Annotated in this window: 14 protein-coding genes; 8 read left to right on the forward strand and 6 right to left on the reverse strand. The window is 29.9% G+C overall.

Features of this window, described 5'->3' with window-relative positions; translation table 11 throughout:
- From V7R38_RS10760 to V7R38_RS10775, 4 genes are all read right to left on the reverse strand, one after another.
- On the reverse strand, positions 1-795 hold the full coding sequence (locus tag V7R38_RS10760; protein ID WP_334058328.1) for a toxin-antitoxin system YwqK family antitoxin: 795 nt from the start codon (positions 793-795) through the stop codon (positions 1-3).
- An 18-nt stretch (positions 796-813) separates the two neighbouring features.
- Entirely contained in the window at positions 814-2,001 is a 1,188-nt protein-coding gene (gene mnmA, locus V7R38_RS10765; protein WP_334058330.1) for a tRNA 2-thiouridine(34) synthase MnmA, read from the reverse strand.
- 67 nt (positions 2,002-2,068) lie between these two features.
- Complete coding sequence (locus V7R38_RS10770) at positions 2,069-2,779, reverse strand: hypothetical protein (protein WP_334058332.1); 711 nt, start codon at positions 2,777-2,779, stop codon at positions 2,069-2,071.
- 2 nt (positions 2,780-2,781) lie between these two features.
- On the reverse strand, positions 2,782-3,498 hold the full coding sequence (locus V7R38_RS10775) for a toxin-antitoxin system YwqK family antitoxin (RefSeq protein ID WP_334058333.1): 717 nt from the start codon (positions 3,496-3,498) through the stop codon (positions 2,782-2,784).
- Between the two features lie 41 nt (positions 3,499-3,539).
- Between V7R38_RS10775 and V7R38_RS10780 the strand changes: the two genes are divergently transcribed.
- From V7R38_RS10780 to V7R38_RS10815, 8 genes are all read left to right on the forward strand, one after another.
- Positions 3,540-4,127 carry an adenylosuccinate lyase gene (locus V7R38_RS10780; RefSeq protein WP_334058335.1) on the forward strand — a complete coding sequence of 196 codons (588 nt, stop codon included), beginning with the start codon at positions 3,540-3,542 and terminating at the stop codon, positions 4,125-4,127.
- A gap of 42 nt (positions 4,128-4,169) precedes the next feature.
- Entirely contained in the window at positions 4,170-5,513 is a 1,344-nt protein-coding gene (gene purB / locus V7R38_RS10785) for an adenylosuccinate lyase (protein ID WP_334058337.1), read from the forward strand.
- Complete coding sequence (locus V7R38_RS10790) at positions 5,513-5,884, forward strand: hypothetical protein (protein ID WP_015480019.1); 372 nt, start codon at positions 5,513-5,515, stop codon at positions 5,882-5,884. Before purB ends, V7R38_RS10790 begins: the two co-directional genes overlap by 1 nt.
- Positions 5,885-6,652: a TerC family protein gene (locus V7R38_RS10795; protein WP_334058340.1), complete on the forward strand. Its 768-nt coding sequence runs from the start codon at positions 5,885-5,887 to the stop codon at positions 6,650-6,652.
- A 37-nt stretch (positions 6,653-6,689) separates the two neighbouring features.
- Entirely contained in the window at positions 6,690-6,974 is a 285-nt protein-coding gene (locus V7R38_RS10800) for a hypothetical protein (protein ID WP_334058342.1), read from the forward strand.
- A 62-nt stretch (positions 6,975-7,036) separates the two neighbouring features.
- The gene (locus tag V7R38_RS10805) at positions 7,037-9,403 is read left to right on the forward strand and encodes a TonB-dependent receptor (RefSeq protein WP_334058343.1); all 2,367 of its coding nucleotides are present in this window, start codon (positions 7,037-7,039) and stop codon (positions 9,401-9,403) included.
- Positions 9,404-9,415: 12 nt separating this feature from the next.
- The gene (locus V7R38_RS10810) at positions 9,416-9,958 is read left to right on the forward strand and encodes a hypothetical protein (protein WP_015480015.1); all 543 of its coding nucleotides are present in this window, start codon (positions 9,416-9,418) and stop codon (positions 9,956-9,958) included.
- 136 nt (positions 9,959-10,094) lie between these two features.
- Positions 10,095-10,862: a CDP-alcohol phosphatidyltransferase family protein gene (locus V7R38_RS10815; protein WP_334058346.1), complete on the forward strand. Its 768-nt coding sequence runs from the start codon at positions 10,095-10,097 to the stop codon at positions 10,860-10,862.
- Here V7R38_RS10815 and V7R38_RS10820 read toward each other — a convergent pair.
- Both V7R38_RS10820 and V7R38_RS10825 read right to left on the reverse strand, forming a co-directional pair.
- The gene (locus V7R38_RS10820) at positions 10,855-12,150 is read right to left on the reverse strand and encodes an MFS transporter (RefSeq protein ID WP_334058348.1); all 1,296 of its coding nucleotides are present in this window, start codon (positions 12,148-12,150) and stop codon (positions 10,855-10,857) included. The genes V7R38_RS10815 and V7R38_RS10820 overlap by 8 nt on opposite strands.
- 77 nt (positions 12,151-12,227) lie before the next feature.
- Positions 12,228-13,043, reverse strand: coding sequence for a M48 family metallopeptidase (locus V7R38_RS10825; RefSeq protein WP_334058350.1), 816 nt, complete (start codon positions 13,041-13,043; stop codon positions 12,228-12,230).
- Positions 13,044-13,116 lie beyond the last annotated feature (73 nt).

Below are 13,116 nucleotides of genomic sequence, written 5' to 3' on the forward strand. Positions count from 1 at the left end.
TTATTTAAAATGAATGGTAAACGAATTTTGAATAGGCACTTCTCTTCCACCAATAAAACCAGGTTGCCAACCTTCTATATTATTAAAAAAATCAATTATTTTATTTTTTAAATCTAATGGTAAAACATCATAAATTCTAACATTAGTTAGTTTCCCATCTACACCAATAGTATAATTAACAGTTATACTTCCTTTAATTTTATAATCTAAAGTTTTCAGAAATTTCTGAACTATTTTCCTGTATTTCTTAATTCCTCCTTTAAATTCTGGCTTCTTCCTACAACAATTTTTATCTTTTTCCTTTACTGCACCATCCTTGGTATAAAATCTCTCATTAATTAATGAATCATTCTTAAACATAGCTTTTGCAGATAATTCACCTGAATAATAATATCGTCTCCAAAGTCCTTCTTTTTTGCCATTAACATATCGCCCTTCAGATTTCTTATTTCGATTGTCAAACCACGAGGAAAATTTTCCGTTTTCTAAACCTTGGTTATTAAAATATTTAATACTTGATATACTATCATTCAAATCAAAAGTAACCATTTGACCAATCTTATTCTGAGAATCTTTAGTTTTGGAATACCAATAAATTGCCAATTGATTATTTCTTCTAAATCTTCTAAATAGCCATAGAGAATCATTCTCTTTTGAAACTTTTTGAATGATGACTGCTTTTAAAGCTTCTTTGGTAATTTGCCCCTTTGAATTATAATATGTAATTATTTCTTTGTTTTGAGAAAAACTAAAAAATGAAATAAATAAAAATAGAATTAGCGATTCTTTTTTCATACAAGGTTTTTGGTAAATTTAAGAAATTACACCTGAACCTAACAATTCTTCATTTTTATACCAAGCCACAAATTGACCTTCTTGTATTGCAGATTGTTTATTCTCGAATTCTACATACAAACCTGAATCTACTTTATATAATGTTGCTTGTTCCAAAACTTGTCTGTACCTAATTCTTGCTTCAACTTGCATTGTTTCACCAAATTTTAAAGTTAAATCCTCACGAATCCAATGAATTTCTTCATTCGCCACAAATAGTACATTTCTGTACAAACCTGGGTGCTGTTTACCTTCTCCTGTAAAAATAATATTAGTATTTACATCTGTTTCAATCACATACAAAGCCTCTTTTGTACCACCAACGTTTAAGCCTTTACGTTGACCTTTGGTAAAGTAATGTGCTCCTTGATGAGTTCCAACCACTTTACCATCAGTTTTATTATAGGTAAATTTTGTTGCTAAATGTTTTAACTCTTCTTCTTTACTGGCAAAACTTGGAAGTTCTGTTATATAATCTGAAAAATCTGAGGGTATTGTAACAATATCTCCTTTTTTAGGTTGTAGCTTTTGTTGTAAAAATTCAGGCAATCTTACTTTACCAATAAAACACAAACCTTGTGAGTCTTTCTTTTCTGCAGTAATTAAGTCTGCTTCTTTTGCAATTTCTCTAACCTCAGGTTTTGTTAATTCACCTATTGGAAAAAGTGCTTTTGCTAATTGTTGTTGAGATAATTGACATAAGAAATAAGATTGATCTTTATTATTATCTTTACCTGCTAACAATTTGTACACGGGTTTATCATCAATAATTTCTTCTGCTTTTCTACAATAATGACCTGTAGCTACATAATCTGCACCCAATTTTAAGGCGATATCCATAAAAACATCAAACTTAATTTCTCTATTACAAAGAACATCTGGATTTGGAGTTCTACCTTTTTCATATTCTGCAAACATATAATCTACAATACGCTCTTTGTATTGTGCACTTAAATCTACCGCTTGAAAAGGAATACCTAATTTTTCTGCAACAATCATTGCATCATTACTATCTTCTAACCACGGACATTCATTAGAAATGGTAACAGAATCATCGTGCCAATTTTTCATAAATAGGCCAATAACTTCATACCCTTGTTCTTTAAGTAAATGTGCTGTAACACTAGAATCTACTCCACCAGAAAGACCAACAACTACTCGTTTCATTTTTTAATTTTGAGGTTGCAAAGTTACGACTTTGTAAGTGAACTATAAATTGAAAGAATTGATGGATTTATTGTAAAAATTGATGAATTCTTGTTAGTTTGACTTCTTTTTTACTATTTGTAGATTTTAATACTAACGTAGTATCTTTTAAATTATAGTTGTAAAATTGAAATTCTGGCTTCTTACTATAACTCACCATATCTAATTGTAATCTATGACCATGTGTTTTAAAAATACCATATTTAATTCCTTTAGGATAATTACGAAGTTCATAGGTATTGTCCCACCTTAAAAAAAGCATTGCATTTTTAGACGGATTCAAAGTTTCTGAAACATCTTTATCATCTTCTGTTATAGAATTAAATTTCCATAAACCATATAATTTATTTGCCTCTGAAGTTGGTAATTTATCAGTTCTTTCAAGAACAACTTCAATAGGGTTACCTTCTTCTACTCTATTCCAAATCATTTTTCCATTCAAAAACTTTACTTTAAATGGTTCTGCATTATCTTTAATTCCGTAGGTATTTGTTAATGATAATTCATTGCTAGCAGAAACGCTCCAAGAACCTACTGTATGTTGTAACCAGCCATTTCCTGAGCTTAGAGTAGAATCAGCATTGAAACGCATCCATTTTGCAATTGGAGTCAAATCTTGATTGTCCATATTTACTTTTTTAACAAGCCAAAGACCTTCTATATTATCATTTTGATGCGTATTTTTTTCATTACAAGAAAACAATAAAATTGTTAATACAAGTGTTAAAAAATATTTCATAGCTATTTGTTTTTTTTGGGTTTAGTAAACGTTTTTTTCTTTTTATTATCTTCATCAGAAGCTATTTCACCATCTAAATAGAACTCCCACTCACCTACTCGTTTTCCGTTTTTATATTCACCAGTTTCTTTTAAATTTCCATTCAATTCAAAATATTTGGCTATTCCATTTTCCTTATCATTCTTATAATTTACCTCCTCTATTAAGATTCCTGCACTAGAAAATTTTTGAGACAATCCATCCTTCAGCCCCATTTTATAATGTGTAATTTCTGTGGCTTTTCCATTAGGATAGTAATTAATGACTTTTCCATCCAATTTACCATCCGCATAAAATTCGGTAGACATAATATTGTCCTGATCAAAATAATAAACCCATTTACCTACTCGTTTTTTATTTACAAAAACACCTTCACTCTGTTTTTTACCAGAAATACTATAAAATAAAACTGCTACAGAGTCATTTTCTTCGTTAAACTTTTTAATGATGATTGGATATCTAGAATCAGAAATATCATAATATTTAAAAATACCAACTTCTTTGCCCTCTTTAAATTGACCTTGATAACGTATTCTTTTGTTCGGATAATATTTTTTCCAAACTCCAGTTCGTTTTTTATTGGCATCAAACTGATTTATTTTTTGCCCATAAAAGTTTTCACTTAAAAAAAAGCAAGCGAAAAACACCATTACAAAACCAAGTCTTTTTATCTTTAGCATGAAATTTCTATTTAAAGTAAATATATAATTTTCTAATTAAAATGAGCATTCTAAAAATTACAGAAGAACTTCAAAACTTAGGGAATGCTGGTAAAGACAACAGACAAAGGGTTGCAAATATTGTACTCGAAAATAAAGAATTATTTGAGCCTTTATTACAAGTTACCTTTCAAGTTGATGAGCCAATTTCTGTAAAAGCTGCATGGGTTTTAGAATGGATTTGCACACATCATCAGCTCAGTTGGATGATTCCACACTTAACCTTTTTTACAGAAAACTTAAAAAACTTAACCTTTGATAGTGCCATAAGACCTTGTGCAAAAATTTGTGAGCATTTGGCTAATGCATACTACAGTAAAAGAGATAATGAGTTTAAAAGCAAACTTAAAAACGAACACATTCAAGCAATAATAGAAACAGGTTTTGATTGGTTAATTACCCCTCAAAAAATTGCTGTGAGAGCCTATACCATGAATACTTTGTATTTATTTGGCTTAGAAAATGATTGGGTTCATCCAGAATTAAAACACTTGATAGAAACTAAAATAATTCATGAAAGCAAAGGCACAAAAGCCAGAGGAAAACACATTTTAAATTTGATTGAAAAACATCAAAAATCTAGATTATAAATCTCTTTAAATCCTTATTTTTGCATTTAATAACATCATAAAATGAACTTAACTCAATTAAATGCCATCTCTCCTATTGATGGACGTTACAGAAATAAAATAGCCAAACTTTCTAATTACTTTTCTGAGGAAGCATTAATCAAATATAGAGTTCGCGTAGAAATTGAATATTTTATTGCTTTATGCGAAATTCCTTTAGCACAATTAGAAGATTTCAATACTGATTTATTTGACGATTTACGTAAAATTTATATCGATTTTACTGCTGAAGATGCTCAAAAAATTAAGGACATTGAAAAGGTTACCAATCATGATGTTAAGGCTGTAGAGTACTTTATCAAAGAACAGTTTGATGTTTTAAACCTCCAGAAATACAAAGAGTTTATTCATTTTGGATTAACTTCTCAAGACATCAACAACACTGCAGTACCTTTATCTATTAAAGAAGCAATGAATGATGTTTTTGTACCTCATTATCTAGAAGTACTAGAAAAATTACAAGAATTAGTAATTGAGTGGAAAGACATTTCTATGTTGGCAAGAACACATGGTCAGCCAGCTTCACCTACTAGATTGGGTAAAGAAATCGATGTTTTTGTAGTACGTTTAAAAGAACAATTTAATTTATTGAACGATATACCAAGTGCTGCTAAATTTGGTGGTGCAACTGGTAATTTCAATGCACATAAAGTAGCATATCCAACTACAGATTGGAAACAATTTGGAACTGATTTTGTACAAGAAAAATTAGGTTTACAACATTCATTTCCTACTACACAAATTGAACATTATGATCATTTAGCTGCGCTATTTGACACCATAAAAAGGATAAACACAATCATCATAGACTTAGACAGAGATTTCTGGACGTATGTTTCTATGGATTATTTTAAACAAAAAATTAAAAAGGGAGAAGTTGGTTCGTCTGCAATGCCACACAAAGTAAATCCGATTGATTTTGAGAATTCTGAAGGAAACTTAGGTATTGCCAATGCTATTTTTGAGCATTTATCAGCTAAATTACCAATATCTCGTTTGCAACGTGATTTAACAGACAGTACTGTTTTAAGAAACGTTGGTGTACCTTTTGGACATACTATAATTGCTTTTACTTCTACCTTAAAAGGTTTAAATAAACTTTTATTAAACAAAGAAAAGTTTGAGCAAGACCTAGAGAATAATTGGGCTGTAGTTGCAGAAGCAATACAAACCATTTTAAGAAGAGAGGCATACCCAAATCCTTATGAGGCTTTAAAAGGTTTAACAAGAACTAATGAAAAAATCAATCAAAATTCTATTGCTAATTTTATTGATACTTTAGAAGTTTCTGATGCTATTAAAAAAGAACTAAAAGCTATTACACCATCAAATTATACAGGTATCTAATGAGAAATTTACTTTATTTTCTTTTCGGAGTTTTACTACTGAGTTCTTGCAATTCTGAATTTAAAGACAATTCAGACAAATTTAAGGAAGGTGTTTTCGAAATTCCTGCTGGAGATAATTTTGTAAAAGAAACAATCATTAGAAAAGATAGTATTCAGATTAGTAAGTATGGTAACAATATAGATACTTTATCTATTGAGTGGAAAAATAACTTCTTTTACACGTTAAAATATATCAATCCTAAGAATAGCTTACAGAAAGACCCAATGTACATTCAGATTAATAAAATTAGAGAAGATTCTTATGATTTTACTGTTAAAATTGGTTTTTCTAAATTTACCAAAAAAGGTACAATTTATAAAGTAAAATAAATGGAGATATTTTTGCAAGCTGAAACTTGGGTTTCATTATTAACACTAACTTTTTTAGAAATTGTATTAGGTATTGACAATATTATTTTTATATCTATTTCTGCTAATAAATTACCCGAAAATCAAGTTAGAAAAGCAACTTTAGTAGGGCTAGCATTGGCTATGATAACTAGAATTGCTTTGTTGTTTAGTGTTTCCTATCTAATTGCTTTGAAAGATCCTTTTTGGACAATTGATGCTGGATGGTTTAAAACAGGTTTAACAGGTCAGAGTCTTATTTTATTTTTAGGAGGAATTTTTCTTTTGTACAAAAGTACCAATGAAATCCGTCAAAAAATGGAAGACACCAATGAAGAGCAAGTTATAAAATCACCAAAAGTAATCTCTTTTAAAAGTGTTATTTTTCAAATTATTTTAATTGATATTGTCTTTTCTTTCGATAGTATTTTAACTGCAGTTGGTATGACCAATGGTGTTGATGGTGCTTTAATAATTATGGTAATTGCTGTAATTGTTTCTATACTTATAATGATGATGTTTGCACAACCTATCAATAAATTTGTAAATAGAAATCCTACAATTCAAATGTTGGCCTTATCCTTTTTAATTTTAATAGGCTTTATGCTGATTACAGAAGGTGCTCACTTGTCTCATACAGAATTTTTTAACAAAACAGTAGGTGCAATTCCTAAAGGATATTTGTATTTTGCAATCGCATTTTCGTTAGGAGTAGAAATGCTTAATTTAAGAATTAGAAAAAAAAGCTAATATCAGCAAGTTAAAAGCACATATAGGTACTTTATTAATGGTAATATTTTTATTACCATTGGCTATAAATTCGGCACATGAATTATTGAATCATGAGCATGCAGTTTGTAGCTCTAAAGTAGTACAGCATTTGCATGAAAAAGATTTTGATTGTAATTTAAATCTTATAAAACAAAGCACCCCTTATTTAGCCTTAAGCAGCTACACTTTACAAACACAACCTATTGTTAAAACTAACAATAGTACACCTTATAATTTCTTAAAAAACTATCAGCAATTATCGTTTTCTTTAAGAGGGCCACCTCTGCATATTCTAGCTTAAAAAACTCATTTAGAATATAGAAAACAAATATGCGTAAACTATTTATTTTTTGTGCCCTTTGCATGGTTATATACCAAGCAAATGCACAAGATTGTAATTACTCTTTTAGCGGTAAAATAACTGATTTTCACGACAACAGTCTTATTGTTGGTGCTTCTATTCAGATTATTAATTTAAATAAATTCACAACCTCAAATTTAGAAGGTGAATTTGTATTTAATAATTTATGTGAAGGTAAACTAACACTAGAAATAAAACATGTTGCTTGCGAAACAAAAAGGTTGGTTATTAACTTAACTAAAAACACCTTTAAAGAAATATCTTTAGAACATCATTTAGAAGAACTTAAAGAAGTTGTTGTAAAAACTAACACGAAAACAGAAGTTACTAGTATTGAAAAATCACTTAAAAAAGAAGTGATTTCGAATTTTACAGACAAATCTTTAGGTGATGCTTTAAATACATTAAGTGGTGTTTCTTCTTTAAATACGGGTAACTCCATAGTAAAACCAATGATTCACGGTTTACACAGTAGTAGATTATTGATTATAAATAATAGTGTACGTATGTTTGACCAAGAATGGGGAGATGAACATGCACCAAATATTGACATTAACTCTAGTGATAGAATTGATGTTATTAAGGGCGCAAACTCTCTAAGATATGGTAGTGATGCAGTTGGAGGTTTAATTTTAATTAGACCTAAAAAATATGCTATTAAAGATAGTTTATTTGGTATCACAACTACGTCTATAAATTCTAATGGTTTTGGTGGTAATGTAACCTCAGAAATTATTAAAACATTTAATTCTGGGTATTATACAAAACTACAAGCTAATTATAAGAGGTTTGGAGATTTTAAAGCACCAGATTATTATTTGACTAATACAGGTTTAGAAAATATCAATGCATCTTTTAGAACTGGATTTAACAGTTATGAAAAAGGGTTTGATGCCTACTATAGTTTTGTAAATAATAAAATAGGTATTTTAAGATCTTCTCATATTGGTAATGTTAATGACTTAGTAGAAGCTATTAACAATAAAGAACCTAGAATTGTAGAAGATTTTTCTTACGACATTAATTTTCCTAGACAAAACATTTTTCATCATTTAGCAAAAGTAGAAGCCTTTAAACGCTTTAAAAACTTAGGCAAATTAAGCTTACAGTTAGATGCTCAATTAAATAGAAGAAAAGAGTTTGATTTACGTAGAGGAGATTTAAGAGACAGACCAGTTATAGATTTACAGTTGTTTACTGCAAGTATTCAACCAAATTTAGAAATCAATAAATTTGATAATTTAAAGATTAATACAGGTTTTTTAGTAAGATACCAAAACAATGATGCCATTGTAAATACAGGCGCAAATACGTTAATACCAGATTACAATAAATATGAGGTTGGTACGTATGCTATATTAGATGTTGACATTAACGAAACTTCAGAATTTAGTGCTGGAGTTCGATATGATTATTCTAGAATAAAAGCTAGAAAATGGTATGTTGAGTCTGATTGGACTGCCTTGAATTACGATGTGCTATTTCCTGAATTTGATACAGGCATTGTAGATGGTTTAGAGCTTTTAACAAGACCTGAATTTACATTCAATAATTTTTCTACCAATTTAGGATACTCTAAAAGATTTGGTGAAGATTACTCTTTTTTATTCAATTATGGCTTAGCACAAAGAATGCCTAATCCATCTGAGTTATTCAGTGGTGGTTTGCATCATAGTGCAGCAAGAATTGAAATTGGTTTTTTAACAATCAATAAAGAAACTGCCAATAAGTTTATACTATCTCTAGAAAAGAATAACGAAAATTTCGGCTTTTCTATTAGTCCATATTACAAACAAATTGATGGTTTTATACAGTTGATACCTACAGGAATTAGAACTACCATTAGAGGTGCCTTTCCTGTTTGGGAATACAACCAAGTAGATGCTAGAATTTTTGGAGTTGATATTGATATCAACAAAAAATTAGCAAGTCATTTCGATTATAAAGGAGGTTTAAGTTTATTACAAGGTGATGACTTAACCAATGACAACCCTTTAATTCATATGCCTTCTGCCAATTTTAGCAATAGTATTATGTATAGTAACAACGATTTTCATCAATTAAAAATTGGTGTAAATCAAAAAACGGTTTTACAACAAAATAGATTTCCAGATTATAATTTTACAACCTTAGATCCAGTAACACAGCAACAAGTTTTTGTAGACATTAGTTCTACTCCACCAAGTTACACACTTTTTGGCTTTAGCTCTTCTGCTGTTTTTTATCCTTTTAAGAAAGGAAGTATGGAAGTAGGTTTTAATGTCGATAATCTATTTAATGTAAGCTATAGAGAAAATTTAAACAGACTACGTTATTTTGCTGATGACTTAGGAAGAAATTTGAATTTAAAAATTAAAATTAATTACTAAAATTTAAACAAAATGAAGACGATTAAATTATTAGCAGTATTATTTATATCAACATTAGTACTTACAAGTTGTGGAGACGATCATGATGATGATCATGACCATGGAAGTGATGAAGAATTAATTACAACAGTATTGTATACATTAACAGACGGAACTAATTCTGTAGTTTTAGAATGGGAAGATTTAGATGGTGATACAGGTAATGCACCAACAATTACTTCTGGTACTTTAACTGCAAACACCTCTTATACAGGAACCATTCAATTGTTAAACAGAACTGAATCTCCTGCAGAAGATATTACCCTAGAAGTAAGAGCTGAAGGTGATGAGCACGAGTTTTTCTATACAAACACTGCTGGTTTAACTGTAACTAAAACAGATACAGATGGTACAAATCCTATAGGAATTGAAACTACTTTAGTAACAGGTGCAGCTAGCTCTGGTTCTTTAACTATTATTTTAAAGCACGAACCAACAAAACCAAATGATGGAACTTCTGTTGGTGCTGGAGGTAGTACAGATGTAGAAGTTACCTTTCCTATTACAGTACAATAACAAAACTATATATTTGAAAAAGTCTGAAATATTAAATATTTCAGACTTTTTCTATTTAATTTCTTTAAATTTGCCGCCAATATTGTGCTGTTTTATTCTTCGCAGAAAATAAAAATGCTCATTTCAAAAGCATTTTATGTCTAAATTACCTAAAGAATATCAATTTCTAGATTTATCTGATTATGGCAGACCTGTTGCCAAAATGATTGCCAAATCACTAAAAAACACTAACATAACTCCTATTGAAGTAACCATTGCTTTTATAGTTTCTGGACTTTTAGGTGTGTATTTCATATTTGAAAGTTATTATTTTGTTGCTGCTTTTTTTATCATATTTAAATCTATTTTAGATGCAGCAGATGGCGAACTTGCTAGAATTAAAAATACCCCTTCTTATACAGGTCGTTTTTTTGATTCTATAGCAGATATTATTCTTAATTTTATCATTATTATAACCATTTGGCAATTAACGAACATCAACATTGTATTCGCTTTATTGGCCTTTTTTGGTATTCAATTGCAGGGTACTTTATACAATTATTATTATGTAATTTTGAGAAATCGTTTTAATGGTGATACAACTAGTAGAGTTTTTGAAGATACTACACCTAAAGCCTTAAAAGGTGAAACTCAGAAATCGGTAAATATCTTATTCAATATCTACAAGAAATTATATGGAATTTTTGATGAAATCATTTATGCTTTAGATAGAAATGCACCCAATGGAAAACCATTACCAAATTGGTTAATGTCTTGCATTTCTACTTTTGGTTTAGGCTTTCAGCTACTTATTATTAGTACATTGCTAGTATTAGATTTAAAAGAAATTATAATTCCTTTTTTTATCATTTATACTGGTTTAATCTTTGTGTATATCTTAATTCGAAGATTATTTTTTAGCTAACATATTTAGTACGTTTTAATGTACTTAAAATAATAAAGGACGCTAAAAAGAAAAACGCCAAACATAATACAGACCATTGCATAGAATCTGTAATTGCGTAAAGCAAACCATATACAAAGGTTCCTAATACAATCGCAATCTTTTCTGTTACATCGTAAAAACTAAAATAGGTTGCATGATCTTCTGTTTCTGGTAACAATTTAGAATAAGTAGATCTTGTTAATGATTGAATTGCTCCTAAAACCAACCCTAAAATTGCTCCTAAAGAATAAAAGTAAATAGAAACATTTGGCAAATCTTTGTGCAAAAGAAAAGCGCAGAAACATACTACCATCCAAATAACAATAGTAACCTTAAGTGCGAAGAAATTACCTTTACTTTCAGACAATCTAGAAAATAAAAAAGCACCTAAAATGGCTACAATTTGAATTAAAAGTACGGTTACAATTAAATCGATAGTAGCCAAACCTAATTCTGTTGAACCAAAAATGGTTGCCAATAAAATAATAGTTTGTACACCTACACTTAACAAGAAAAAAGAGATTAAAAAACGTTTTAAGGTTGGATAATTCACAATTTCTTTAGAGACTATTTTTAACTCTCTAAAACCTTTCCATATGTAGTCTTTCTCTGGTTTTTTGTTATAAATATCATCAGGTAATCTTTTAAAAGTGATTTGAGCAAAACCCAACCACCATAAACCTACCATAACAAAAGAAAGTCTAGAAGCTAAAGAAGCAGAAATACCAAATAAATCTGGCTTTTGAATCATTATTAAATTGATAATCAACAAAATGATAGACCCCACATAACCATACATAAATCCTTTAGCACTTGCTCTATCTTGTTGTTCTGGGTGAGCTACTTCAGGCAAATATGCATTGTAGAAAACCAAACTTGCCCAAAAACCAATACTGGCTAAAATTGTGAATACAATACCAATCCATACTGTATCTAAACCATCAAAAAAGTACAAGCTCATTACAGATAAACTCCCTAGAAAGCAGAAGAATTTCATAAATTTCTTTTTGCTTCCTGTATAATCTGCAATACCTGATAAAATTGGAGAAATAAAAGCGACCACTAGAAACGAAAATGACAATGCATAACTGTATAAACTATCTGGATGATCCCAGTCCATGCCTAAAAAAGAAACGGTTTCACCTTCTGTAACTGCACTATAGTATAAAGGAAACACAGCTGTACTAATTACCAAAGAATATACTGAGTTTGCCCAATCATAAAATGCCCAAGCATTTATCAGTTTTTGATCACCTTTTTTAAACATATATTTTATTTTATAAAAAAACCGCTCAAAACAAATTTTGAGCGGTTACAATATAGAAATTTTATTTCTTACAATTCTTAACTTTTTACAGGAGTGTTGTATTGTGCTGCTAATTTTCTAGCAGTTGGTAAATACGATCTTAAATCTTGTATTCTAGATGCATTGTGTGGGTGTGTACTTAAAATTTCTGGTCCTTGACTTCCTCCTCCAGCTCTTTGGCTCATTCTAACCCAAACTTCTGCAGCTTCTGTACCATCATAACCAGCCATAATCATAAACACTAAGCCCAATCTATCTGCTTCTTCTTCATGAGTTCTACTAAATTTTAACATTCCCAATCCAGAACCAATACCAAAAGCTGTGTTCCATAATTGTTGTGTTTCTGGGTTTTGACTAGATGTTCCTAAAGCTACTGCTAAACCACCAATTTGTTGCAATTGACCTTGAGACATTCTTTCCTGGCCATGTTTTGCAAATGCATGTGCCACCTCATGCCCCATTACTGCAGCTACTCCATCTTCATTATCACATATTGGCATAATGCCTGTATAAAAAACTACTTTTCCACCTGGCAAACACCAAGCATTTACTGTATTGTCTTCTACCAAGTTAAATTCCCATTTATATGCATTAGCTTCTTCTACCATATTATTAGCACGCATAAAACGATCTACGGCCTCAGAAATTTTTACACCAACACTTTGTACTTGGTTGCTCATAGCTCTGTTAGTAGATAGTTTATTCTCTTCTAAAAATGTATTGTACTGTGCAAAACTTGCTGGTAATACCTGAGAGTCACTTACAAAGTTTACTCTTTTTCTACCTGTAATTGGCACTGTACTACATTCTACAAATAGAAAAACGGTAAGTACTAAAGTCATTATTTTCTTCATTGTTCAATATTTTTTCGGTTAATGACTGCAATTTATTAATTAATTAACCAATATTTGTGCTGTATTGAAAATT

Source organism: Polaribacter sp. P097 (assembly GCF_036864555.1).
GTDB lineage: Bacteria > Bacteroidota > Bacteroidia > Flavobacteriales > Flavobacteriaceae > Polaribacter.